A 24057-nucleotide genomic window follows, 5' to 3' on the forward strand; every position below is an offset into this window, starting at 1 on the left:
GCCGTCCGCGCGAGGAGGGCGGCCCCGGGGACCTCACTGGGTGAAGTACCACTCCTCCGGGCTGCGCGCGGTCTGCACGGCCGGGAACGCGACGCCCCCGAGGTTCTTCGCGACCACTTCCGTCGCGCCGCGCAGGGGCATGTTGATCTGGCCCGGCAGGGTCTTCGCGGCGTAGTCCTCGTAGGCGGCGAATGCGTTCTTGTCGTCGCTGTGGAGGGTGGCGTCGATGAGCTCGTCCAGCTGCGGGTCGTCGTAGTTGCCGATGTTGCCCGACGAGCCGGGCAGCAGCAGCTGATCGCCCGTGGGCACGGCGTTGTACTGCTGGTAGCCGAAGTACCCGAGCTGCCACTCGCACGCCGGGCCGGAGCCGTGGCAGCCGCTGAGGTCCGACAGCAGCGCGTTGAACTCCTGGCCCTTCAGGTCGAACACGATGCCCGCCTCGGCGGCATCGGACTTCCACTGCTGCATGATCCGCCCGTACGCCGGGTTTCCGGTGGAGTACTGCAGCGACAGCTCCAGCCGCGTCCCCGCCGCCACGCCGGCGCCGCACTGGTTGGGTGCGGTGCCCGGCGCCGTGCACGTCATGGCGCCGTTCTGCAGCGCCCACCCGTGCGAGATCAGCAGGCTCTTCGCCTTCGCCTTGTCGAACGGGTACGGTCCCGCGCCGCGCTCGGCGTCGGTGACGTATTGGTTGTCCGGGTTGATCGGCACCGGCCCGGTGGTCACCGTGGCGTAGCCGCGGTAGGCGACGTTCACGTCGGTCACCTGGTCCAGCGTCTGCTGCAGGGCCTGGCGCACGTAGAGCTGCTTGAACGCGGGCCCGAACTTCGGGTTGTCCATGTTCAGCAACGTCGAGCTCCAGCCCCACGAGGCCGCGGGCACAAGGTTGTAGTTGGCCTGCAACGGGTTCGTCGCGGGCACCTTCTCGTTCGCCTTCTTGGCCGGCAGGTCGGCGCCCTGCACCGACCCGACGGAAATGGTCTTGCCGCTGCGCAGCGTGTTGAACTCCGCGCTGGTGCTCGTGAACGGCTGCATCTTGTAGTGCGCCAGGTGCGGCTTGTCCGGACCGCTGTACTGCGGGTTCGGGTCGTAGGCGATGTTGCCCTCGGCGTCGAACGACGTGAGGTGCCACGGCCCGTCCACGACCTGCCACAGTGGATCGGTGGCGTACTTCGAGAGGTCCTTGCTCTTGTCGTAGAGGTACTTGTAGACGGCGTCGCACTTGGCCCGGTCCTGCGTGCAGCCGCCGCTGCCGGGCGCTGCGGAGTCGGCCGTCTTGTCCCACGCCATCGGCAACGGCGCGATCTGCGTGAGCTCCTGGCCGGTGAACCACGTCGGCGAGTAGGAATCCGTGAGCTGCAACGTCACCTGCTGCGGCCCGGTCTCGGTCACGGACTTCACGTTGTCCGGGAACTGCCCCGGCACGTACTGGTACCAGTTCGCCTTCTCCGCGAACATCAGGTTCATCCAGAAGACGACGTCCTTGGCGTTCACCGTCTCGCCGTTGGACCACTTGTACGGCTTGACGTTGATGACGACTTTGGTGTTGTCGTCGCTGAACACCGGCGGGTCGGCGAGGCTCTTGCGCGTGTTGAGCGCGGTGCTGCCGCTGTTGTCGCCGAACCAGTACAGCTCGCGGTACATCAGCTGCTGCAGATCCCCCGTCGCGTACCCGCTGTTGTGGGCCGCGTCGACGAACGGGAAGATCCAGTTCGGCTGGGTGCCCGGCCCTTCGGCGAACACGGCCGTGCCGCCTTCGGTCGGGGTGCCGCCACCCGAGCCCGAGGTCCCGCCGCTGCACGCCGTGGCGAGTGCGGCCGCGGCGAGCAGCACCACCGGTGCCACGAGAGCCTTGCGCAGTCTCATCCGTTCTCTCCTAAGTAGACTTTCGTCGCGTCGTGCTCACGAGCGGCGTCGAGCGGGAAGTGACAGGCGGCCTCGTGCCCGCCGCCGAAGGGCCGCAGCACGGGTTCCTCGGCCGCGCAGATGTCCTGCGCGAAGGGGCAGCGCGTGCGGAACCGGCACCCGGACGGCGGCGAGAGCGCTGAGGGCAGCTCGCCGGAAACCCCGCCAGTGCGCCGATCCGCCCACGGGTCGGCGACCGGGACGGTGTCGATCAGCCCGCGCGTGTACGGGTGGCGCGGGCGGGCGTGCACCTCGGCCGCCGGTCCGGCCTCGACGAGCTTGCCGAGGTACATCACGCTGATGCGCTGCGCGAGGTAGCGCACCACCGACAGGTCGTGGGAGATGAACACGTACGTGAGCCCGTGGCGCTCGCGCAGGTCGTTCATCAGGTTGAGGATCTGTGCCTGCACGGACACGTCGAGGGCCGACACCGGCTCGTCGGCCACGATCAGCTTCGGTTCCAGCGCCAGGGCCCGCGCGAGGCCGATGCGCTGGCGCTGGCCCCCGGAGAACTCGTGCGGGTAGCGCTGCGCCGCGTCGGCCGGCAAGCCCACCTCGCCGAGCAGCTCGCGCACCCGCCGGGCCCGCTGCGCCCGCGTGCCGGCGCCGTGGATCTCCAGCGGCTCGGCGAGGATCGCGCCGACGCGCATGCGCGGGTCGAGCGAGGCGTACGGGTCCTGGAACACCAGGTGCGTGTCGCGCCGGCGCTGCCGCAGCTCGGCGCCCCGCAGCGAGCTCAGCTCGGTGCCGCCGATGCGGATCCGCCCCGCCGTCGGCTCGTCCAGCCCCACCACCGCCCGGCCGACGGTCGTCTTGCCGCAGCCGGATTCGCCCACGAGGCCGAAGGTCTCCCCCGCCGCCACCGTGAAGCTCACCCCGGCGACCGCCGACACGGTGCCCGTCCGCCGCCGGAACACGCCCGTCGTGACCGGGAAGTCCTTCACGAGGCCTTCGACCTCGAGCAGCGGCGCGTCCGCCACCGCGCCGGTGTCCTCCGCGGGCGCGACGCCGGGTTCGCGCACCCGCACGACCCCCGCCGGCTCGTCGCCGTCCGCCTCGCCGACGGGGTGGAAACACGCGTACTCATGCCCGGGCGCATCCGCGCGCAGCTCGGGTTCGGTCTCGGCGCACTCGGCGCTCGCGTAGCGGCAACGCGGCGCGAAGCGGCAGCCAGTCGGTGGCTCCCGCAGGTCCGGCGGCAGGCCGGGGATGCTGTAGAGCTTCTCCCCCGACTCCACCGAGTTCTCCGGCAGCGCCTCGAACAGCGCCTCCGTGTACGGGTGGCGCGGGTTGCCGAACAGCCGCCGCGTGCCGGTGAGCTCGACGATCTTCCCCGCGTACATCACGGCGACGCGGTCGGCGCGGCCCGCGACCACACCGAGGTCGTGCGTCACGAGGATCACGGCCATGCCGAGGCGACGGCGCAGGTCGTCGATGAGTTCCAGGATCTGGTGCTGCACAGTCACGTCGAGCGCTGTCGTCGGCTCGTCGGCGACGAGCAGCTCCGGTTCGCACACGAGCGCGCGGGCGATCATTACGCGCTGGCGCATCCCGCCGGAGAGCTGGTGCGGGTAGTCCCCGGCGCGTTTGCGCGCGTCCGGCAGGCCGACGAGCTCGAGCATCGCCACGGCCCGCTCGTGCAGCTCGCCCCGCGACAGCGCCGAGTGCAGGTCCAGCGGTTCGCTCACCTGGCGGCCGATCGGGATCGCCGGGTTGAGCGAGGTCATCGGGTCCTGGAACACGGTGCCGACGCGCTTACCGCGCACCTCGCGCAGCTCGGCGGGGCCCATGGCCGCGATGTTGTCGCCGCCGAGCAGGATCCGGCCCGACGCGACGCGCCCACCGGGCGGGAGCAGCCGCAGGATCGACAGCGCCGTCATCGTCTTGCCGGAACCCGATTCGCCGACGAGCCCGAGCAGCTCGCCGCGGCCGAGCTCCAGCGTCACACCGTCGACGGGCCGCACGACGCCGTCGCGCACGTCGATGGTGGTGTGCAGGTCTTCCAGCCGCAGCACGGGATCGGTCATCGCCTCAGCGCCTCCGCAACCGCACTTCGAGCGCGTCGCGCAGGGCGTCGCCGAGCAGGTTGAACGCGACGACCACGAGCATGATCGCCAAGCCCGGCGGAAGGATCATCCACCAGTAGCCGTTCTGCACGAACTCCGTGCCGTTGGACAGCATGTTGCCCCAGTCGGCGTGCGGCGGGGCGATGCCGAGGCCGAGGTAGCTCAGCGCCGCGACGAGCAGGATCGCGTCGGCCACCTGGAACGTCGCGTTGACGACGATGGTGCCGATCGCGTTGGGCATGATGTGGCGCAGCACCACGCGTTTCCCGTCGCCGCCCATCATCCGCACGGCCTGCACGTACTCGCGGGTGCGCAGCGAGAGCGTCTCGCCGCGCACGAGCCGGGCCGGGCTCAGCCACGCGCCGAACGACACCACGACGATGAGCAACCCGAGGGTCGGGGTGAAGATCGCGGACAGGATCAGCACCAGGAACAGCGTGGGGATGGCGAGGAACGTGTCGACGATTCGCATCATCACCGCGTCGACCAACCCGCCGGCGTAGCCCGCGATCGCGCCCCACAGCGTGCCGAAGACCGTCGCGAGCACGGCCGCGGCCACCCCGATCTCGAGCGACGCCTGGCCGCCTGCCATGAGGCGGCCGAGCTCGTCGTAGCCCACGTCGTCGGTGCCCAGCGCGTGCCCCGCGCCCGGCGGCTGGTTGGCGCCCGCGAGGTTCGTCGCGATCTGCTCGGTGTGGTAGACGAGCGGGCCGAGGAAGCAGAACGCCGCGATCAGGACGATCAGCACCGCCCCGGCCACGGCGAGGTGGTTCTCCAGGAACGCGTGCAGGGTCGCGCGAGCCGCGGAGCGAGCGGGTGCCGCGGCGGTCGCCGCGCGGTCGGTCATCAGTACTTCACCCTCGGGTCGAGCACGGCGTAACCGAGGTCCGCGAGCAGGGAGCCGGCCACGGTCGCGAGCGCGACGACGAGGCCGATCCCGAGCAACACCGGGTAGTCGTGCACCTGGGCACCCTGGATGAACGTGAAGCCCATGCCCGGGTAGTTGAACACCTGCTCGGTGATGAGCGCACCCGCGAACAGCTGCGGCAGCGAGAGCCCGAGCAGCGTGACGATCGGGATCAGCGAGTTGCGCAGCACGTGGCGCGTCAGCACCCGGCCGTCGCTCGCCCCGCCGGCGAGCGCGGTGCGCACGTAGTCCTGGCTGAGGTTCTCCATCACCGACGAGCGCGCGTAGCGGCTGAACGTGGCGATGGTGATCAGCGCCAGCGTGAGCACCGGCAGGATCAGCGCCGGCGCCTGGGACAGGATCTCGCCGAGCGAATCGCCGCTCGGGCCGAGCGGCGAGAACCACTGCAGCTGCACGGCGAACAGCAGCACGAGGACCTCGCCGAGGAAGAAGCTGGGCATCGAGTAGAACGCGAACGACAGCCCGGTCGCCACGTAGTCGCCGAAGGTGTTGCGCTTGCGCGCCTGGTACACGCCCAGTGATACCGCCACCACCAGGGCGACCAAAGTGGACAGTGTCATGAGGAGGAGCGTCTTGGGCAGGTGGTCGGCGATCACGTCGGTCACCGGCTGGTTGAGCTTGTACGAATAGCCGAGGTCGCCCTGCAGCACGCGCCCCGCCCACGTGAGGAACTGCGCGGGCAGCGGTCGGTCGTAGCCGTTGTCGTGCAGGAAGGTCCGGACCTGCAGCGCCGTGGCCTTCGGGCCGAGGATCGCGCGAGCCGGGCCGCCCGGCAGGAGGTGCAGCAGCACGAAGGTCACCACCGCGACGAGCACGACCACCACGACGGACTGCAGGACGCGGCGCGCCAGGTACCCCGCCATCACCCGTCCCCAGGAATCGTTCCAGTACTTGCCCGGTGCATAGACCTACACCGGCAATGCCCCACCTGTCCACGGCGTCCACGGAAACTGACTCGCCACTGTCCCACCTGGTGATCTTCCTACTTTCGGCGCTACCGGTCCTCCAGTGTCCGATGTAGATGGTCGGCAAACCGGACAATCCGGGGCACAACACGATACACGTGCCAGCGCCCGTGTTGTACGGATCGTGTACGGATCGCACACAGACTCCTCACCGTTCGCGACGGAAGAGTGAAGGAGCTGGGTGTCGTGCTGGGGAAGACAGTCGGGAAGACAACGGTCCGCCGCGCCGCGGCGGCACTGCTGGCCGCGGGCGAGGTCACCACGAGCGGAGTGGCGCTGGCGGCGCCGGCGGGTGCCGCGACGGGCGGCACCTGGCGCGCCGACCTGGCCCACGTCGACGGTGACGACGTGAACGTCGAGGCGGTGGGTTCAGCGCTGACACTGACGGATTCCGCCTGGCACAGAACGGATCTACTCACCGCGGGCAGCCAGGGGTACCTGGTCTCCGCGGCGCAGCAGCTGGCTTCGCCGGTGAACCGCGTGACGGCGAACGTGGTGGCGGACCTGCCGAAGGCCACCGACGTGCAGATCGAGGTGCGCGGACGCACCGGCACGGACGACTGGACGGAGTGGACCCCGGCCGGCGCGCAGGCCGCGGCGTTCGCGCGCCCGGTCGGTGTGGTCCAGACCAGAATCTGGCTGTCGAGCACCACCGACGGCGTGCGCCCGACCGTGCGCGAGGTCGACCTCACTGGGAGCACCACTGCCGACGCCCGCGCCACCGCGGCCGGGGTCACGACCCCGCTGACATACACGATCTACGCCACCCGCGAAGGCCTCACCGGCCACACGACCGCCAACGGCCACGTGATCGCCTCGAACGACCACTTCGTCGCGCTGCCTTCGGGCAAGGCGCTGTCGCCGAAGGGCACCGGCAACTACACCGTGCGCGTGTGCAAGACCGACGGCAGCCGCTGCGAATACGCGCCGGTGTGGGACGTCGGCCCGTGGAACACCAAAGACGACTACTGGAACCCGGCCTCGATCCGCGCGGAGTACAAGGACCTGCCGCAGGGCCAGCCCGAGGCGTACGCGGCCTACCACAACGACTACAACGGCGGTAAGGACGACCTCGGCTACGCCGTGGGCAACCCGGCCGGCATCGACCTCGCCGACGGCGTGTTCAACTCCGGCCTGGTCCTGGCCGACAACGGCAACGTCAAGGTGACCTACCTGTGGACCGGTTCGGCCGCCGCCACCGGGATCGTGACCACGGCGGGCGACCCGATGAACGTGCGCGAGAGCGGCAGCACCAGCGCCGCCGTCAAGGGCCTCGCGGCCAACTACGCCAAGGTGAACATCGAGTGCTACGTGAACGGCGACCCGGTCACCGGAACTTTCGGCACCAGCACGATCTGGGACCGCATCGGCCCGGGCGACTTCATCTCCGACGCCTACGTGAAGACCGGCTCCGACGACCCCGTCGCCCCGCTCTGCTGAGGAACTCGTGGTGAACGGCCCGGCACCTCCGCCGGGCCGTTCGCGTTTTCCCGCAACGGTTGACCACCCGGTTCGGTGACATCCTTTTCGCGGTGCTCGGGCTAGGGTGTCTGCATTCTTCTTGTTCGGAGGGGTTTTCGTGCCGGGATCGCGACGTGGTGCGCTCTTCAGCGCGGGAGTTCTGGCGGCAGTCACCCTCATCGGGAGTGCGCCGGGCGCGGCCGCGCAGGGGTCGATCGTCGGCGGGGAAAGGGCTTCCCTGGCCGACTTCCCGTACGCGGTGTACCTCGTGGACGGTGCCGGCACGCAGTTCTGCGGCGGCGTGATCGTCAGCCTCTCGGCGGTCGCGACCGCGGCGCACTGCGCGGAAGCGGTGGCCACGAAGGACATCCGCGTGGTCGTCGGCCGTGAGGACAAGCGCGCGGACGACGGGGCGACGTACGCGGTGTCGAAGGCGTGGGTGCACCCGGGCTTCACGAAGGCGGAAAACGGCGACGACATCGCGGTGCTGACCGTCCGCGGACAGCTGCCGTCCAGCACCGCGAAGCTCGCGCTCGACGCCGAGGTGTACGAACCGGGCACCAAGGCGACTGTGGTCGGCTGGGGCCGTGTCGCCGACGGCGGCGATCGCTCGGACTACCTGCGCAGTGCCGTCGTGCCGATGGTCGCCGATTCGGCGTGCAAATCGGCGTACGCGAGTTTCGACGCGGCGAGCATGGTCTGCGCGGGTTACGAAGAAGGTGGCGTCGACGCGTGTCAGGGCGACTCCGGTGGCCCTCTCGTCGTCGGCGACACGCTCGCCGGGATCGTGTCCTTCGGAGACGGGTGCGCGAAGGCCGGCAAGCCAGGCGTCTACACCCGCGTGACGGAGTTCGCCGGCGTGATCGCCGACCAGGCCCACCTCGCCTGATCCACATCGCCTGTTCTTGACGGTCGTCGCCAGCATGACATACAGTGATCCGGCCCGGCGCCCCCGAGCGCCACCCGTGCAGGCGAAAGGCATGACCGTGGCCCGAACCGTCCGCGTCCACGACAGCTGCATCGGCGTCGGCCTCTGCGAATCGCTCGCCCCGAAGGTGTTCAGCCTCGGCGAGGGCACCCAGGCGAAGGTCCTGTCCGCCGACCTGCCCGACGACCTCCTCGAAGGCGCCACGGACGCAGCCGAAGCCTGTCCCATGGCCGCCATCCAGATCGACGGCTGACGCCCTGACTGCATTTGGCCATCAGCCCGTGGTCACGGGTGAATTCCCGGTTCACGCCCCATGGGCTCGCCGGCCACGGCCTCGGGGATGCGGCCGATCTTTTGACATCCATGTGGACCAGCTCGCGTGGCCGCGGACACGATGTGCGCCTGCGGCCAGCCCGCCCGATGACGCCGGACGATCAGCAACCTGCCCACGAACGTCTTCCGCGCATCACGGTGAGACACCAGAGCCTCCGGCTGGAGCGGGTCCCAGACAACCACCCCCCGGAGGCACTCCCACGTCACCCAGGCCGCTCCCAACGGCCTGGCCAAATGCACCTAACCGCTTCCGGCTGACGAGCGCAGCACGTCCAGGAAATCGGCGATCGGTTTCGCGCGCTGAGCTTCCGGGAGGGGCACCGCGGACGCGAACCCGCGACCGGCGAACGGGCGGTCGGCGAGGTCGTTGCGGTGCGCGGCGAGCGAGAGGCGCGGCACGAGGCTCACGCCCATGCCCGCGGCCACCAGCCCCTGCAGCGACTGGTAATCCGCCGCGCGGAAGGTGATCGGCGGTTCGAACCCGGCGATGCGGCACATCGTCTCGTAGGCCCGGCCGTACGGCGGGCGGTGCGTGCGCGTGACCCACTGCTCGCCGGACAGGTCGGCGAGCGCGACTTCCTCCGCGTCGACCAGCGGGTGGTCCAGCGGCAGCACCACGGGCAGCGGGTCGTCGGACAGGGGGACGTGGTGCAGGTCGCGGTCGACGGGCTGGGGAGCGAAGTCGTAGCCCCGCACCAGAACGACGTGGGCGCCGCCCTCGCGCAGCCACGTGAACGCGTCGTCCCCGTGGGTGGCCGGCAGGCGCAGCCGCACGTGCGGATGCCGCTCGCGGAACGCCTTCACAGCGGGTGGCAGCAGCTCGACGCCGGCCGTCGAGAACGCCTCGATCAGCAGCTCGGCGGGTTCGGCCCCGAACGAGCGCACCTCCTGCGCGACGGGCGAGATCTCGCCGAAGAGACTCTTCGCGTGCGCGGCCGGCACTTCACCACCGGGGCAGCTCGACACCGCGCGGCAGGCGCTTGAGCAGGGACATGCCGACCTCGCGTTCGATCACCGACATCTGCTGGGACACGCCCGATTGCGTGAGCTGCAAGCGGTGCGCGGCCGCGGTGAACGACCCGCCTTCGACCACCGCGACGAGGATCGCAGGCGCCTGACGTCGAGCACCGGCGCCTACTCGCCCGTGACGGCGTACTGCGGCGCCCGCCCGCCCAGCGTCGCGTCGACGAACGCGACGGCGGCGCGCGCGTTTTCGAGCCGGAAGGTCAGCAGCACGCTGTCGAACCCGTCGGACGAGGCTAGCTGCTTCTCCAGCCCGGCGACGATGCGGTCCAGCACGCGCCGCTGGCCTTCGAGCAGCGGCACCGGGTCGGCCCCGCGCCGCTCCAGCAACGCCAGCTTCACCAGCAGCTCCGAGCGCACGTCACGCACGTGCCGCGCCGGCTTCGCGAGCCACTCCCCCACGGCCGCGTGCCCCTCCGGGGTCGCCTGCACGAGCGCGCGCGGCGGGCCGGAGTCGCCGGGCTCGGTGCCGGCGCCCACGGCGAACCCGCGCGCGGTGAGGCGGTCGACGGCCCGGTAGACGACGGGTTTGGGCAGTCGCCAGACGCGACCGACCTCGCCGGCCTCCGACGTGAGCCGGACCAGGGCGAAGCCGTGCGTCGGCGACTCCGCCACGAGGCACAGCAGGATCCATTCGCTCAGCGACAACCCGGCACCGTCTGCCACGACCGCCACTCCAGCTCGTGGCTAGTCTCAGTGAAACTAGTCGGGGGAAGATCGGGCCGGGTGCAGCCGGGGACGGCTCAGCGCAGCGTGCTGCTGCCCGCGTAGCGCGCCTCGGCGCCCAGCTCTTCCTCGATGCGGATCAGCTGGTTGTACTTCGCCGTGCGATCGGACCGCGAGAGCGAACCGGTCTTGATCTGGCCGCAGTTGGTGGCCACCGCGAGGTCGGCGATCGTGGTGTCCTCGGTTTCGCCGGACCGGTGCGAGAGCACCGCCGAGTACCCGGCCTTGTGCGCGGTCTCGACGGCCGCCAGCGTTTCGGTGAGCGTGCCGATCTGGTTGACCTTGATGAGGATCGAGTTCGCGATGCCGCGCTCGATGCCGTCCTTCAGGATCGCCACGTTGGTGCAGAACAGGTCGTCGCCCACGAGCTGCACGCGGTCGCCGACGGCGTCGGTGAGCCGCTTCCAGCCGGCGAAGTCGTCCTGCGCCAGACCGTCCTCGATGGACACGATCGGGAAGCGCCGCGTGAGGTCTTCCAGGTACGCCACGTGTTCTTCGACGCTGCGCTTGAGCCCTTCGCCGCTGTAGTCGTAGATCTCGCCGGTGTAGAACTCCGACGCCGCCGGGTCGAGCAGCAGCGCGATGTCCGCGCCCGGCGTGTAGCCGGTCTGCTCGATGGCGCGCACGACGAACTCGAGCGCCTCGTCGGCCGAACCGAGCTGCGGCGCGAAGCCACCTTCGTCGCCGACGTTGGTGTTGTGGCCGGCGTCGTGCAAGGACTTGCGCAGCGTGTGGAAGACCTCCGAACCCATGCGCACGGCGTCGGCGAACGTCTCGGCGCCGATCGGGCCGATCATGAACTCCTGGAAGTCGATCGGGTTGTCGGCGTGCGCGCCACCGTTGATGATGTTCATCATCGGCATCGGCAGCAGGTGCGCGTAGACCCCGCCGACGTAGCGGTAGAGCGGCAGGTGGTTCGCGGCCGCGGCGGCCTTCACCACGGCGAGCGAGACGCCGAGCGTCGCGTTCGCGCCCAGGCGGGCCTTGTTCTCGGTGCCGTCGAGCGCGATCAGCGCGCGGTCGACTTCGGCCTGCGCTTCGGCGTCGAGCCCGGTGATCGCCTCGGCGATCTCGGTGTTCACTGCCTCGACGGCCTTGCGCACACCCTTGCCGTGGTAGCGCGACTTGTCGCCGTCGCGCAGTTCGACGGCCTCCCGCGTGCCCGTGGACGCACCGGAAGGCACGGCCGCGCGCCCACGCGACCCGTCGGCCAGTTCCACGTCGACCTCGACCGTCGGGTTCCCGCGGCTGTCCAGCACCTCGCGCCCCTTGACCCGCACGATGCTCGTCATCTCGCTCCTCGGAGGTTCGGGCCGGAGCGCTCGTCGACAAGAACCGTGGGCACTGCGGCAGCAGGCGGCACCACGGTGAGCCGCGAATCACGGCGAGGCTAGCAGAAAACGACTGAATCGATCCTGAACATCCGGCGAAAGACTACAGCGGCGCCCCGCTGAGCGGGACGGTCGACGGGGCACGAAGCCTGCTGCGCCGTGACCACTGCCGCCCAGCACACCGCGTATCCCACCAGTTCGCCGGGTGTCCACCCGGGACACGCCGGCACCGCGAGCTCCGCGTGTTCGACCAGCGCCGTGAAAGCGCTCCCCTGAGCGATGACTTCACTCGCGTGATGTTCGTGCCCGGGTCGCACATCACGAGGAAATCACGGCGAGACCGCCGCTCATCGCGACAACCGGCACGCGGTGCGAGGTTCCGATCACCGGGACGCCACTCCTGCGGGCGGGTTGAGGCAAGGGACTCACGGAGTTCCTCAACGTGTAACCACGCCTTCGCCTCGGCTGCATCGGCCGGAACAACCCTACGGGCATCCGACCGACGCCGCCCGAACCCGGGCGGGAAGGAGAGTCCCCGATGTCCCGTCTCCCCCGGCGCCCGGCCGCGGCCGTCCTCGGCGTGGCCGCCGCCTTCCTGATGGCCGCCTGCGGCCAGAGCGCGGCGACGAACACCGGCAACGCAGCCGATGGTGGCGGTCGCAACCCCGACGAGCTCGTCCTCGCCGCGGTTCCGTCCGAGAACGCGCAGAGCCTCCAGCAGGCCTACCAGCCGATCATCTCGCTGCTGCAGAAGGAAACCGGCAAGAAGGTGCGCTTCCAGAGCGCCACCGACTACGCCGCCGTGATCGAGGCGCAGCGCACCGACAAGGTCGACATCGCGCAGTACGGCCCGCTGTCGTACGTGCTCGCGAAGAACAGCGGCGTGAAGGCGAGCCCGATCGCCGCGCAGACCGTGACCAAGGGCGCCGAGCCCGGGTACAAGTCCTACGGCATCACGAAGGCCGGCTCGCCGATCAAGAGCATCGCCGACTTCAAGGGCAAGAAGATCTGCTTCGTCGACCCGAACTCGACCTCGGGCTACCTCTACCCGAAGGCCGCGCTGCTCCAGGCCGGCATCGACCCGGCGAAGGACATCACCCCGGTGATGACCGGTGGTCACGACGCGTCGGTGCTCGCCGTCAACAGCGGCCAGTGCGACGCCGGGTTCGCGGAAGACAGCATGGTCGACAAGATCCTGATCGACAAGGGCCAGCTCAAGCCCGGCGACGTGAACACCGTCTGGAAGTCCGACGTCATCGCCGGTTCACCGGTCGCGATCAGCGACGACCTCGCCCCCGACGTCAAGGCGAAGATCACCGACGTCTTCCAGAACAAGGCCAACGTCGACTACCTCAACGCCAACGGCTTCTGCGCCACCACGTGCAAGGCGGCCGACGACGCCGGTGACTGGGGCTACGTGAAGGTCGACGACACCTTCTACGCGGGTGTTCGCAAGGTGTGCGCGACCACCAAGGACAAGCAGTGCACGGCGTCGTGACCGAGCACCCCGCCGGCCATCCCGCGATCGTCTTCGACGGCGTCAGCAAGCACTTCGGGCCGCAGGTCCGCGCGCTCGACGAGGTGTCGCTGACCGTGCACGCCGGTGAGGTCGTGGTGTTGCTGGGCCTGTCGGGTTCGGGCAAGTCCACGCTGTTGCGCCACGTCGACGGCCTGCAGCGGCCGACCGCCGGCTCGGTCACGGTGCTCGGCACCGACGCCGGCCGGGTCCGCGGCGGCGAACTGCGGCGCCTGCGCCGCCGGATCGGGTTCGTGTTCCAGCAGTTCCACCTGATCGGCAGCCTCACGGTGTTGGAGAACGTGTGCGCCGGCGCGCTCGGGCGGCTGCGCGGGCCCCGGCTGGGCTTGTTCACCTACCCGAAGTCCGTGCGGCTGGAAGCGCTCGGGCACCTCGACCGCGTCGGGCTGCTCGACCGGGCGTTCCAGCGGGCCGACACGCTCTCGGGGGGCCAGCAGCAGCGCGTCGCCGTGGCGCGGGCGCTGATGCAGCGGCCGGAGATCCTCCTCGCCGACGAGCCGGTGGCCTCGCTCGACCCCGAGTCGGCCGCGCAGGTCATGCGGCTGATCCGGGAGATCGGCGTGGAGCAGAAGCTCACCGTGTTGTGCAGCCTGCACCAGGTCGACCTCGCGCTGAGCTGGGGCGACCGCGTGATCGGCCTGCGGGGTGGCCAGGCGGTGCTCGACACGCCCGCGGCCGGGCTGGACCGCGACGCGGTGATGGGCCTCTACGCGAGGGTGGGTGCGGCCGCGCTGCCGGTGCCCGCGTCCGTCGGATGACGGCCGCGCCGCCGCTGTCCGCCGCTGCCGCGCCCCAGCGGACCCTCGCCCGGCCGCGCCCCGGCGGCACGGCGGTGTGGCTCGTCCTCGCCGCGATCGTCGCCGTCGGCGTCTGGGCCGTCACCGACCTGAAGATCAACATCGCGACGTTCGTCGACAGCGCCCGCAACGCCGCCGACTTCGCGGGCCGCATGTTCCCGCTCGACTTCCCGCCCGTGGGCGAACTGCTCGAGCTGTGCGGGAAAACCCTCGCGATCGTGGTGTCGGCGACGCTGCTGTCGGTGCTCATCAGCGTGCCGCTCGCGATCCTCGCGGCGGCCAACACCACCCCGCACCGCAGCGTGCGCGTCGGGGCCCGCACCCTCGTGGTGCTGGCCCGCGCGGTGCCCGACGTGGTGCTGGCCATCGTGTTCTTCCGCATCTTCGGCCTCGGCGCCATGACGGGGGTGCTGGCCATGGGCCTGCACTCCGTCGGCATGGTGGCGAAGCTCTACGCCGACGCGGTGGAACAGGTCGACGAGGGCGCCCGCTCGGCTGTGCGGGCGGGTGGCGCGGGCACCTTCCAGGAGCTCGTGACCGGCGTGCTTCCCCAGGTGCTGCCCGCGTTCGTGGCCACGGCGCTGCACCGGCTCGACATCAACCTGCGGATCTCGGTGGTGCTCGGGTTCGTCGGCGTCGACGGGCTCGGCTACGCGATCGCCACGGCGTTCCAGTCGCTGGACTACCCGCGGGGCATGGCGCTCGCGCTGGTGGTGCTGATCCTGTGCGTGGCCGTGGAGCTGCTGTCCGGGGCGATCAGGCGGGCGCTGCTGCGTGCGCACGACGACCGCAAGGCGGTGCACATCCCGGTGCAGCGCGGCAACCAGGTCAGTCCCGGGTGGACGGTGCACCGGGTCCGCCGGGCGGCCTACGCGCTGGTCACCGTGCTCGTGATCGCGGCCAGTGTGTGGGGCGCGGACCTGTCGCCGGTGCAGTTCTTCGGCGCGCTGGGCGACCTCGGGCACACGGCCGGGCTGTTCTGGCCGCCCGACACCGGTGGGATCTTCGGGCAGCTGCTCGACGACCTGTGGATGACCGTGCAGATCGCACTCGGTGCCACCGTGCTCGGCGCGGTGCTCGCGGTGCCGATCGGGGCGCTGGCCGCGCGCAACGTCGCGCCGGTCCCGTGGGTGGCGCGCACGTTCCGGCTGCTCGTGGTGCTCATCCGCGGGATCCCGGAGCTCGTGCTGGCGATCGTGTTCGTGGTGATCACCGGGCTCGGCGCGGTGGCGGGCACGCTCGCGCTGGCCGTGGGCGCGATCGGGCTGCTCGGCAAGCTCGTGGCCGACTCGCTGGAAGAGGTGGACCCGGGCGTGGAACAGGCGATCCGCGCGACGGGCGCCGGCCCGTGGCAGGTGTTCTTCACCGGCACGCTGCCGCAGGCCGCTCCCGCGTTCGTCGCCCACGTGCTCTACCAGCTCGACGTGAACATCCGCTCGGCGACGCTGCTGGGCATCGTCGGGGCCGGCGGTATCGGGTTCGACCTGCTCAGCACGTCGCGGATCCTCGACTTCGGCATGGTCACGACCATCCTGCTGCTGGTGTTCGCCACCGTGCTGTTCGTGGAGCTGCTCGCCGGCTGGCTGCGGCACGTCGTGCGCTAGTCACCAATCCGACCACAAGCCGGCCGCCGCCCCGGACGAGACGAACCATTGCTACGCAGGGAGGGTGGCCGTGACTGTGGTCGGATCAGTGATGAACGGCACAGTATCCGGAACAACTGTCGCTGATGTTCATCTTCGGGCGCTTTCGCGTTGGCCACGGCGCAGTTGTCCGGACAAGCCGGGCGAGCACCGTGGAGGACATGACCTCGACGAGGTACCTCGACATCGCCGACCAGCTGGCCACCGAGCTGGCGGCTTGCGAACCGGGAACGCGGGTGGCGAGCGAGCCGGAGCTCGCCACCCGTTTCGGCGTGGGCCGGGCGGCCGCCCGCTCCGCCCTGCAGGAGCTGGAGCGGCGGCTGCTCGTGCGCCGCGTGCAGGGCGCCGGAACCTTCGTGAACCGGCGCATCGACTACGTGATCTCGCGGATGCGGCCGCCTTCGTGGCACGCCACCGTGACCGCGGCGGGCGCCACGCCCCGGTCGCAGATCAAGGGGGTCGAGCGGGTCCCGCTGCCCGAGGCGGCGGCCGGACGGCTGGAGCGCCCTGCGGGCACGCTCGTGCACCGGGTGATCCGGCACTTCTTCATCGACGACCTGCTCGCGTCGTGGACCGAGGAGCTGATCCCGGTCGACGTCGCGCCGGACCTCGACATCGCGCTGCACAGCGTGGAGTCGGTGGACCTGGTGCTGCGGCAACTGGGTGGCGCGCTGCCGGTGCGCGCGTGGTGCCGGGCGAGCGTGGACATCCCCCCGGCCGAGGTGCTCCGCGGCCTGCGGATCGAGGCCAGCGTGCCGGTGTGGCGTATCGACAGCGTCAACCGGGACGCCGAAACCGGCCGGGTGCTCATGACCAGCAGCGCGTGGACGCGGGCCGACGCCGTGCGCGTGGTGGTGGAGCTGGAGGACCCGGCATTTCCCGTGAAGCGTGAAGGAGAACAGGGTGACTGACCCCTTGGGCCGGGAGGAGCGCTGCGGCCTGCTGGCCGAAGCCGGACCCGGTGAACTGCGGGCGCTCGCCGACGCCTGCCTCGCCGACGGCGCCGAAGTGCGGGTGCTGCTCGCACCGGAGGTCGGCTGCGTGCAGACGCAAGTGCGCGAGCCCGTGGCGGGCGAGCGGTTCATGCTCGGCGACGTGCTCGCGTGCCGCGCCGAGGTGGAGCTCGCCGGCCACCGCGGCTGGGCGATGCGGCTCGGTGACGACCGCGCGGCGGTGCTCGCCGCGGCGGTGCTCGACGCCGAGGTGCAGGCCGGCCGTCCGCACGCGTCCGAAGTGGACGAGCTGTGCCGGGAGGTCGCACGCCGCCTCGTCGAGCGTGAGGAGCACGAATGGGCCCAACTGGCCCCGACCATCGTCGAGTTCGAGGAGCTGACGTGACCACCGCAACCGGAACCACCGCGAGCGCGGTGCTGCGCCCGGCCGAGTCCCAGCAGGTGTTCCGCACGGTGCTGGAAGCGCTTTCCCGACCGGGCACCGTGCAGCAGCTGCCCGCGGATCTGGCGCAGGGCAACTACTCCGCAGTGCTGCCGGTGCTCGCGCTCGCCGACCTCGGCACCGGCGTGTGCGTGCTGGAAGAAGGCACGCGGTGGGCCGACGCCGTCGCGCTGGCCACGTCCGCGCCGATCCGGCCGCTGGAGCTGGCCCGTCTGGTCGCCGCCGTGCGGCCGGTGACGGCCGGCGAGATCACGAAGCTGTGCCGCGGCAGCGCCCCGGCGCCGGAGGACGCCGCGCTGGCCGCGCTCGCCGTGTCCGATGTGGACGGCGGAGATCGGCGCTGGCGGCTCTCCGGCCCCGGCGTGCCGGGCGAGCTCACGCTGGCACCGCGGGGCCTGCCCGCCGGCTTCGCCGCCGCCCGCGCCGAGGCGGTGGCCGGTTACCCCGCCGGAGTCGACCTCCTGCTCGTCACCGAGGACGGCCGCGTGACCGGCCTGCCGCGCACCACGATCATCGAGGAGGACTGATGGGGTACTCGGGAGCCCGGGGCGGGCTCGAAGCCATCCTCGCGGCCGAAGACCTCGTGCGCCGCGCCCGCGACCACGCGCCGGTGCCGTGGGCGGACACCGGGCAGATCGTCGCGCGGTTCCGGCTCGCGGTCGACCGCGTGATGGGCGAGGCCGGCCTGTTCGACGAGGAGACGGCGGCAGCCGCGTTCCGCCAGGCCGAAGGCGACCCGCTGGAGGCTTCGCACCTGCTGCGCGCCTACCGCTCGACGCTGCCCCGCCTGGCCGTCGGCGAACCGGTGGACCCGGACGAGCTGCTGATCCTGCGCCGGATCGTGCCGGCGTTCCGCGAGCCCGACGGGCCGCAGCTGCTGGGCCGCACCACCGACTACACGGGGCGGTTGCTGGAGAAGCCCGCCGGCGCGCCCGAGGCCGTCGAGCGCGTGCCCGGCACGCCGAAGCCGCGCACCGACGAGCAGCGCCGGCCGCGCCGGTTCCTCGACCTGCTGCGCGAGCTCGACCTGGCCGTGGACCACCGCGGTGAGCACGCAGACGCCGAGCCGTTCGACGTCACGCGCCGGCCCGCGCGGCCACCGGCCCCGCGGTCGGCGGCGCTCGCCGCGATGGCCCGCGCGGAGACGGGTGCGCTCGTCGCGCTGTGGTACCGCTCGATCCTCGGGCCCGACGGCGACATCCACGAGGTCACGCTGGGCGAGGTGCGCCACGGCCGGCTGCCGCTGCGCGTGAAGCACCCGCACACCGGGAATCCGGTGACCCTCGGCCGGTTCCGCGTGACGGAAGCCGAGGCGATCGAGGATCTCGACGGCGCCGAAGAGGACCGCAGCCGCTTCGACGTGGGTTACGGGCTGTGCTTCGGCCACAACGAGCGCAAGGCGATCGCGATGGCCAACCTCGACATCGCCAACCGCCGCTTCGGTCGGTCCGGCCCGTTGGAGCAGCTGCTGCTGCTCACGACCGACGGCCTCGACTCCGGCGGGTTCCTGGAGCACCTCAAGCTCCCGCACTACGTCACGTTCCGCTCGATGGTGGAACGCAAGCAGGCCCTGCAGGCCGCCGCTGCCACCGGTGAGGGACCGGCGCCCCGGCCGACGGAGCCGTTCGGAGGGGAATGCTGATGCGCACGACCGAAGACCTGCTCACGGACCTCGAAGCGCTCGCCGAACCGGCCGGGATCCTCGACGAGGGCGGCAAGCGTGAGGTCCGCCGCGCCACGCTCACCGCCGTGTGCGTGCCCGGCTACCAAGTGCCGTTCGGCTCGCGCGAGATGCCGGTGGCCCGCGGCTGGGGTTCGGGCGGCCTGCAGGTGACGCTCGCCGTGATCGGCGCGCAGGACACCGTGAAGGTCATCGATCAGGGCGACGACGCCGGCGTGAACGCCACCAACCTGCGCCGCATGATCGCCGCCACCACGGGGGCCGCGGAGACGGCCGACACCCGCGAAGCGACGATCGTCCAAACGCGACACCGAGTGCCCGAGGAAGCCTTGTCGGCCGGCGACGTGCTCGTGTACCAGGTGCCGGTGCCGGAACCGCTGCGCGGCGTGGAGAAATCCGTGGTCGCGTGCGCGCGGATGCACGCCGAGGGCGACTACTCGGCGATGTGGGTGAGCCTGTACGAGGACATCGTCCGCAACGGCATGATCACCCGCACGACCGGCTACCCCGTGCTGGTCGGCGGCCGCTACGTGATGGCCACGACGCCGATCCCGCGCTGGGACGTGCCGCGGCTGCACCAGTCGCCGCACCTGAACCTCTTCGGCGCCGGCCGCGAGAAGCGCATCTACGCCGTGCCGCCGAACACCGACGTGGCGCCGCTGACGTTCGACGACGTCCCGTTCGAAGTCGAGCACACGCCGGGCGCGGTGTGCAAGCTGTGCGGCCGCGACGACACGTTCCTCGTGGCGGCGGGCACCAGCGGCGGGTATGCCTGCAGCGACACGGAGTGGTGCGCCCGCGTGCGCGCCGGCGACGCCGACGAGGCGGCCCACCACCACCGCGCGCCGCTGCACCTGCTGCCCGACCCGCGCCGCCGCGCCCGGGCCACCGTCTCCGCCGAGGCGCGCGAGCTGCCGCGCCGCGAGATCCCCGCGGACGCGCCGGAGTGGGCGCTGCGGGTCGACGGCATCGGCAAGGTGCACGGGGCCGGCGGCGCGGACGCCGTGCCGGGTACCGGCCCGGAGCACGGCACCGCGGTCAGCCCGGCGACGGGCGCGATCGTCGCCGCGTGGGACGTCTCCTTCGACGTCGCGCCCGGTGAGGCTCTCGGCGTGATCGGCGAGTCGGGCTCCGGCAAGTCGACCGTGCTCGCGTGTGTCATCGGCGAGGAGCGCGCGACCGCGGGTGAGGTCCGTGTGGCCACTGTGGACGGTGGTCGCACCGACCTGCTGACGCTCACCGACCCGCAGCGCCGGGCTCTGCGGGTCGACGCGATGGCCGTGGTGCACCAGAACCCGGCCGACGGGCTCGACCTGCGCGTGTCCGCGGGCGGCAACATCGCCGAGCGGCTCACCGCCGCGGGCTGGCGAAATTACCACGACATCCGCCGCCGTGCGGCCGAACTCCTCGACCGCGTCGAGGTTCCGCTGCCGCGGATGGACGATCCCGTCGGGACGTTCTCCGGCGGCATGCGCCAGCGCGTGCAGATCGCCAAGGCGCTGGCCACCGAACCGCCGGTGGTGCTGCTCGACGAGCCCACCACGGGACTCGACGCGTCGGTCGCCGCCGGGGTGCTCGACCTGCTGCGCGGCCTGCTGTCCGAACGCGACATCGCGGCCGTGGTGGTGAGCCACGACTTCTCCGTGATCGACGCGCTCACCGACCGCACGATCGTGATGCAGCTCGGCCGCGTGGTCGAGCGCGGCCTCACCGACCAGCTCTTCCACGACCCCCACCACCCCTACACCCAGCGGCTCGTCGCCGCGGCCCGGAGGTGACCCGAGTGTCCGCCGTCCTGTCCGTTCGCGGACTGCGCAAGTCCTTCACCCTGCACACGATCGACGGCCGCACCGTGCACTCGCTGCACGGTGTCGACCTCGACGTGCGCGCCGGTGAGCACGTCGCGCTCGCCGGGCCGAGCGGCGCCGGCAAGTCTTCGCTGCTGCGCTGCGTGAACCGCACCTACCTGCCCGACTCCGGTTCCGTCGGGCTGCGCACCGGCGCCGGCGAGGAGCTCGAGCTGACCGAGCTGCCCGACCGCGCGATGGCGCGGGTCCGCGGCCGCGAATTCGGCTACGTGTCCCAGTTCCTGGCCGCTCCCCCGCGCACCGGGCCGCTCGAGGTCGTCGCCGCGACCGCCCGCCGCCGCGGGATGGCCCGCGCCGAGGCGCGCGAGGCCGGCGCCGAAGCACTCAAGCGGCTCAACCTCGACGAAGCGCTGTGGGACGTCGACTGCTCGGTGCTCTCGGGTGGCGAACGCCAGCGCGTGAACCTCGCGGCGGGCACGGTCCGCCCGCCGCGGCTGCTGCTGCTCGACGAACCGGTGTCGGCCCTCGACCCGGCCAACCGCGAGGCCGCGCTGGACCTCATCGCTTCGCTCACCGCGCAGGGCGTGGCGGTGCTGGCGGTGTTCCACGACCTCGACGCCATGCGGCGCCTGGCTTCCCGCGTCGTGCTGATGAGCGAAGGTCGCATCGCTCGCGACGGCGCGCCCGAAGAGATCCTGGAGGAAGTGGCATGACCACTGCTGACGAACTCACGACCGCGGAGGCAGCGTGACGACCGAGGTGTTCGAGTCGAGGATGGACCAGTGGACGCTCGGCGCGCCGCCGGCGGACTACGTGCTCGGGCACGTGCGCGCGGTGCTGCCGGACCGCGTGCTCGACGACGCGCTCGTGGCGGTGCGCGAGGGGGTGCTCGCCGCGGTGGAGCCGCACCTGCCCGGCGTCGAGGCCGATGTGGACGGTCAGGGCCTGCTGCGCGTGCCGGGGCTCGTCGACGTGCACAGCGACGGGCTCGAGAAGGAGCGGCTGCCGCGCCCCGGCGCGGAGCTGCCGATGGAGTTCGCGCTGCTGTCGTTCGAGGGCAAGCTGCGCGCCGCCGCCGTGACGACGGTGTTCCACGGCGCCGGGTTCGAGCAGAGTCACGGGCGGGGGCTCGCCCGCACCGTCGAGCGCGCCGGGCAGGTGTGCCTCGCGGTGGACGACCGCCCGGCCGGCCTGGTCGACCACCGGATCCTCTACCGGCTCGACGTCCGCTCCCCCGAAGGGCTGCAGGCGCTGCGGGACCGGCTCGCGGCGGCGCCCGGCACGGGCGTCGCGCCGCTCGTGTCGCACGAGGACCACACGCCGGGCCAGGGCCAGTACGCCGACCGCAGCTACTACGAGCGCTACCTCGTCGGCACCCGCGGGATGTCGCAGCAGGAAGCCGCCGAACACGTGACCAGCCTGATCGCCGAACGCGACGGCCGGCTGGGCGTGCGCGAGGACGCGATGGCGTGGCTCGGTGAACAGGCCCGCGCGGGCCGGATCCGCCTGCTGGGACACGATCCCGCGTCGGCCACGGAGATCGGCGAGCTCGTGGCCCGCGGCGGGTCCGTGGCCGAGTTCCCGACCACCGTCGAGGCGGCCCGGGCGGCGCGCGAGCGCGGCCTGCCCGTGGTGATGGGCGCGCCCAACGTGCTGCGCGGCGGTTCACACAACGGCAACGCGTCGGGCCGCGACCTCGTGGCCCTCGGACTGGTGACGGCGCTCGCGTCGGACTACCTGCCCTCGGGCTTGCTCGCGGCGGCGTTCGCGCTCGCCGACGACGGCCTCGTCACGCCGGCCGAGGCGATCGGCCTCGTCACGGCGGGCCCCGCGGCCGTCGCCGGCCTGACCGACCGCGGCCGGCTCGAACCGGGCCTGCGTGCCGACCTCGCCCTGATCGCGGCGGGCCCGCGCTGGCCGGTCGTGCACACCACGCTGGTGAGCGCGGCATGAGCGAGCGCGCGAGCGAATCATGCACCGCAGCCCCCGTGGCTCACGCCGCGGCGCCGAGCGTCAGCGAGGTGCGCGCATGAGCCACATCGGCTGGCCCGTGCCCGAACCCGTCATCCCCGAGGGAACGCACCCCGCGCTGGCCGACGCGACCCGGGCGGCCGTCGCGGCGTTCGCGGCGGCGCGGGCGAAGCACACGCGGGCGGAGCTGGCGGAGAAGGTGCAGATGGGCGCCGACGGGACGCCGACGATGCGGCTGGACATCCTCGTCGACACCGCCGTCGCCGAGGTCGTCGACCGGCACCGGGTGAACCTGCTCAGCGAGGAGATCGGCGTGATCGACCACGGGTCGGCCGTGACGCTCGTGGTCGACCCGGTCGACGGCACCGCCAACGCGGCCGCCGGCGTGCCGCTATCGGCGTTCGCGGGGGTGGTCGCGGTCGACGGGGTCGCGCGGGAGGCGCTGACCTGCTGGCTCGACACCGGCCGCTGCTGGCACGCGGTCGCGGGCGAACCCACGCCGTACCGGACGACCGGCCGCCGTGAGCTCGACGGCGCGGCCGTGAACCTGCTGCGGCCCCACGGGCCGGACGACGCCGCGTGGTGGCGGGTGGCCAAACGCGCCGCGCGCGTGCGGATCCTGTCCACCAGCTGCCTGGAGGCGGCGCTGGTCGCCGAGGGCTCCACCGACGCGTTCGCCGACGCCGGCTCCGATACCCACCGGATCATGGACCTCGCCGCGGCGATGGTCATGGTCCCCGCCGCCGGCGGCGCGGTGCTCGACGTGCGCGGGCGGCCGCTGGAGATCGACCCCGACCTGACGCGCCGCTGGTCCGGCGTCGTCGCCGCCACGCGCGAGCTCGCGGAGCAGCTCGCCGCCACCCTCGAGGAGAAGCCGTGACCCTCACCCGCGAAGACCTCGCCGGGCTCGTCGACGGGCTCGCCGGGCTGCCCTACGGCGGCGAGCCGGTGGACCAGCGCAGCCACGCGCTGCAAGCCGGCTGGTTCGCCGCGCGCCACGGCGCCGACGACGAACTGCTGCTCGCCGCGGTGCTGCACGACATCGGCCGCGCGCGGGCGGTGCAAGCCGAGTGGCCCGAGCTGCCCCACGAGCTGTCGGGCGCCGAGTTCGCGCGCCGCCACCTCGGCGAGCGGGCGGCGTGGATCATCGCGCAGCACGTGCCCGCCAAGCGCTACCTGGTGGCCACCGATACCGAGTACCACGACCACCTCAGCCCGGCGTCCGTCGCGTCGCTGATCGTGCAGGGCGGCCCGATGACGGCCGAGGAGGTCGCCGAGTTCGCGGCTCACCCGAACGCCGACGAGGCCGTGCTGGTGCGCCGCTGGGACGACGACGCCAAGGACCCGGACGGCCCGGTGCTGGAGACGGCCGACGTGCTCGCGGCGTACGACCGGTTCCTCGCGGCCCGCTGACCACCGCCGACCGCCGCGAGATCACCCGGAATGCGACGCACCTGGACGCCGGCGACGTCGCTCGGGTGCGCCGCCCCACCGCCGCGGTCGCGCCCGAATGCCCGAAAAGTGCCGTGCGTGGGAGGTCCTGATTGGACCGTCCGGCC

General features: G+C 72.0%; 23 protein-coding genes. 15 read left to right on the forward strand and 8 right to left on the reverse strand.

Annotated elements, in window-relative coordinates; genetic code table 11:
* Window positions 1–33: 33 nt before the first annotated feature.
* The 4 genes from I6J71_RS29340 to I6J71_RS29355 are packed head-to-tail and all read right to left on the reverse strand — an operon-like array spanning window position 34 to window position 5762.
* The gene (locus tag I6J71_RS29340; RefSeq protein ID WP_204089825.1) at window positions 34–1866 is read right to left on the reverse strand and encodes an ABC transporter substrate-binding protein; all 1833 of its coding nucleotides are present in this window, start codon (window positions 1864–1866) and stop codon (window positions 34–36) included.
* Window positions 1863–3932 (reverse strand): ABC transporter ATP-binding protein, encoded by a 2070-nt coding sequence (locus I6J71_RS29345; RefSeq protein WP_204089826.1) that lies wholly within the window; start codon window positions 3930–3932, stop codon window positions 1863–1865. Before I6J71_RS29345 ends, I6J71_RS29340 begins: the two co-directional genes overlap by 4 nt.
* Window positions 3933–3936: 4 nt before the next feature.
* Window positions 3937–4818, reverse strand: coding sequence for an ABC transporter permease (locus tag I6J71_RS29350; RefSeq protein WP_204089827.1), 882 nt, complete (start codon window positions 4816–4818; stop codon window positions 3937–3939).
* The gene (locus tag I6J71_RS29355; RefSeq protein ID WP_204089828.1) at window positions 4818–5762 is read right to left on the reverse strand and encodes an ABC transporter permease; all 945 of its coding nucleotides are present in this window, start codon (window positions 5760–5762) and stop codon (window positions 4818–4820) included. The genes I6J71_RS29350 and I6J71_RS29355 overlap by 1 nt, the downstream gene beginning before the upstream one ends.
* 291 nt (window positions 5763–6053) lie before the next feature.
* On the opposite strand from I6J71_RS29355, the gene I6J71_RS29360 reads away from it, so the two are divergent.
* The 3 genes from I6J71_RS29360 to I6J71_RS29370 all read left to right on the forward strand — a co-directional run bounded on the left by I6J71_RS29360 (window position 6054) and on the right by I6J71_RS29370 (window position 8506).
* Window positions 6054–7304: a hypothetical protein gene (locus I6J71_RS29360; protein WP_204097282.1), complete on the forward strand. Its 1251-nt coding sequence runs from the start codon at window positions 6054–6056 to the stop codon at window positions 7302–7304.
* Window positions 7305–7443: 139 nt separating this feature from the next.
* Window positions 7444–8214, forward strand: coding sequence for a trypsin-like serine protease (locus I6J71_RS29365; protein ID WP_204089829.1), 771 nt, complete (start codon window positions 7444–7446; stop codon window positions 8212–8214).
* 91 nt (window positions 8215–8305) lie between these two features.
* Window positions 8306–8506: a ferredoxin gene (locus I6J71_RS29370; RefSeq protein WP_204089830.1), complete on the forward strand. Its 201-nt coding sequence runs from the start codon at window positions 8306–8308 to the stop codon at window positions 8504–8506.
* A 320-nt stretch (window positions 8507–8826) separates the two neighbouring features.
* Here I6J71_RS29370 and I6J71_RS29375 read toward each other — a convergent pair whose 3' ends face one another.
* From I6J71_RS29375 to eno, 4 genes are all read right to left on the reverse strand, one after another.
* Window positions 8827–9528, reverse strand: coding sequence for a LysR substrate-binding domain-containing protein (locus I6J71_RS29375; RefSeq protein ID WP_204089831.1), 702 nt, complete (start codon window positions 9526–9528; stop codon window positions 8827–8829).
* A 1-nt stretch (window position 9529) separates the two neighbouring features.
* Window positions 9530–9679 carry a LysR family transcriptional regulator gene (locus tag I6J71_RS29380; RefSeq protein ID WP_204089832.1) on the reverse strand — a complete coding sequence of 50 codons (150 nt, stop codon included), beginning with the start codon at window positions 9677–9679 and terminating at the stop codon, window positions 9530–9532.
* A 41-nt stretch (window positions 9680–9720) separates the two neighbouring features.
* Window positions 9721–10275 (reverse strand): PadR family transcriptional regulator, encoded by a 555-nt coding sequence (locus tag I6J71_RS29385; protein WP_204089833.1) that lies wholly within the window; start codon window positions 10273–10275, stop codon window positions 9721–9723.
* 77 nt (window positions 10276–10352) lie between these two features.
* Complete coding sequence (gene eno, locus I6J71_RS29390) at window positions 10353–11627, reverse strand: phosphopyruvate hydratase (RefSeq protein WP_204089834.1); 1275 nt, start codon at window positions 11625–11627, stop codon at window positions 10353–10355.
* Between the two features lie 577 nt (window positions 11628–12204).
* On the opposite strand from eno, the gene I6J71_RS29395 reads away from it, so the two are divergent.
* The 12 genes from I6J71_RS29395 (at window position 12205) to I6J71_RS29450 (ending at window position 23911) form a co-directional block, all read left to right on the forward strand.
* Window positions 12205–13164: a phosphate/phosphite/phosphonate ABC transporter substrate-binding protein gene (locus I6J71_RS29395; protein WP_204089835.1), complete on the forward strand. Its 960-nt coding sequence runs from the start codon at window positions 12205–12207 to the stop codon at window positions 13162–13164.
* On the forward strand, window positions 13161–13961 hold the full coding sequence (gene phnC / locus I6J71_RS29400) for a phosphonate ABC transporter ATP-binding protein (RefSeq protein WP_239153980.1): 801 nt from the start codon (window positions 13161–13163) through the stop codon (window positions 13959–13961). The genes I6J71_RS29395 and phnC overlap by 4 nt, the downstream gene beginning before the upstream one ends.
* Window positions 13958–15604 (forward strand): phosphonate ABC transporter, permease protein PhnE, encoded by a 1647-nt coding sequence (gene phnE, locus I6J71_RS29405; RefSeq protein WP_204089836.1) that lies wholly within the window; start codon window positions 13958–13960, stop codon window positions 15602–15604. The genes phnC and phnE overlap by 4 nt, the downstream gene beginning before the upstream one ends.
* A gap of 275 nt (window positions 15605–15879) precedes the next feature.
* Window positions 15880–16554: a GntR family transcriptional regulator gene (locus tag I6J71_RS29410; protein ID WP_370542233.1), complete on the forward strand. Its 675-nt coding sequence runs from the start codon at window positions 15880–15882 to the stop codon at window positions 16552–16554.
* Complete coding sequence (phnG, locus tag I6J71_RS29415) at window positions 16547–16981, forward strand: phosphonate C-P lyase system protein PhnG (protein WP_204089838.1); 435 nt, start codon at window positions 16547–16549, stop codon at window positions 16979–16981. Before I6J71_RS29410 ends, phnG begins: the two co-directional genes overlap by 8 nt.
* Complete coding sequence (phnH, locus tag I6J71_RS29420; RefSeq protein WP_204089839.1) at window positions 16978–17565, forward strand: phosphonate C-P lyase system protein PhnH; 588 nt, start codon at window positions 16978–16980, stop codon at window positions 17563–17565. Before phnG ends, phnH begins: the two co-directional genes overlap by 4 nt.
* Entirely contained in the window at window positions 17565–18680 is a 1116-nt protein-coding gene (locus tag I6J71_RS29425) for a carbon-phosphorus lyase complex subunit PhnI (protein ID WP_204089840.1), read from the forward strand. Before phnH ends, I6J71_RS29425 begins: the two co-directional genes overlap by 1 nt.
* Window positions 18680–20497 (forward strand): alpha-D-ribose 1-methylphosphonate 5-phosphate C-P-lyase PhnJ, encoded by a 1818-nt coding sequence (locus tag I6J71_RS29430; RefSeq protein ID WP_204089841.1) that lies wholly within the window; start codon window positions 18680–18682, stop codon window positions 20495–20497. Before I6J71_RS29425 ends, I6J71_RS29430 begins: the two co-directional genes overlap by 1 nt.
* 5 nt (window positions 20498–20502) lie before the next feature.
* Window positions 20503–21240, forward strand: coding sequence for an ATP-binding cassette domain-containing protein (locus I6J71_RS29435; RefSeq protein WP_204089842.1), 738 nt, complete (start codon window positions 20503–20505; stop codon window positions 21238–21240).
* 34 nt (window positions 21241–21274) lie between these two features.
* Window positions 21275–22480, forward strand: a complete 1206-nt coding sequence (locus I6J71_RS29440) for an alpha-D-ribose 1-methylphosphonate 5-triphosphate diphosphatase (RefSeq protein ID WP_239153981.1) — start codon at window positions 21275–21277, stop codon at window positions 22478–22480.
* Window positions 22481–22556: 76 nt separating this feature from the next.
* Window positions 22557–23378, forward strand: a complete 822-nt coding sequence (locus I6J71_RS29445) for an inositol monophosphatase family protein (RefSeq protein WP_204089843.1) — start codon at window positions 22557–22559, stop codon at window positions 23376–23378.
* Window positions 23375–23911 (forward strand): HD domain-containing protein, encoded by a 537-nt coding sequence (locus I6J71_RS29450; protein ID WP_204089844.1) that lies wholly within the window; start codon window positions 23375–23377, stop codon window positions 23909–23911. Before I6J71_RS29445 ends, I6J71_RS29450 begins: the two co-directional genes overlap by 4 nt.
* The last annotated feature ends 146 nt before the right edge of the window (window positions 23912–24057 follow it).

This window comes from Amycolatopsis sp. FDAARGOS 1241 (assembly GCF_016889705.1).
Taxonomy (GTDB): Bacteria; Actinomycetota; Actinomycetes; order Mycobacteriales; family Pseudonocardiaceae; genus Amycolatopsis.

Coding starts and splice junctions, on each gene's coding strand:
- I6J71_RS29340 (WP_204089825.1), bottom strand. CDS start 1,866: ATGAGACTGCGCAAGGCTCTCGTGGCACCGGTGGTGCTGCTCGCCGCG.
- I6J71_RS29345 (WP_204089826.1), bottom strand. CDS start 3,932: ATGACCGATCCCGTGCTGCGGCTGGAAGACCTGCACACCACCATCGAC.
- I6J71_RS29350 (WP_204089827.1), bottom strand. CDS start 4,818: ATGACCGACCGCGCGGCGACCGCCGCGGCACCCGCTCGCTCCGCGGCT.
- I6J71_RS29355 (WP_204089828.1), bottom strand. CDS start 5,762: ATGGCGGGGTACCTGGCGCGCCGCGTCCTGCAGTCCGTCGTGGTGGTC.
- I6J71_RS29370 (WP_204089830.1), top strand. CDS start 8,306: ATGACCGTGGCCCGAACCGTCCGCGTCCACGACAGCTGCATCGGCGTC.
- eno (WP_204089834.1), bottom strand. CDS start 11,627: ATGACGAGCATCGTGCGGGTCAAGGGGCGCGAGGTGCTGGACAGCCGC.
- I6J71_RS29395 (WP_204089835.1), top strand. CDS start 12,205: ATGTCCCGTCTCCCCCGGCGCCCGGCCGCGGCCGTCCTCGGCGTGGCC.
- phnE (WP_204089836.1), top strand. CDS start 13,958: ATGACGGCCGCGCCGCCGCTGTCCGCCGCTGCCGCGCCCCAGCGGACC.
- I6J71_RS29425 (WP_204089840.1), top strand. CDS start 17,565: ATGGGGTACTCGGGAGCCCGGGGCGGGCTCGAAGCCATCCTCGCGGCC.
- I6J71_RS29430 (WP_204089841.1), top strand. CDS start 18,680: ATGCGCACGACCGAAGACCTGCTCACGGACCTCGAAGCGCTCGCCGAA.
- I6J71_RS29445 (WP_204089843.1), top strand. CDS start 22,557: ATGAGCCACATCGGCTGGCCCGTGCCCGAACCCGTCATCCCCGAGGGA.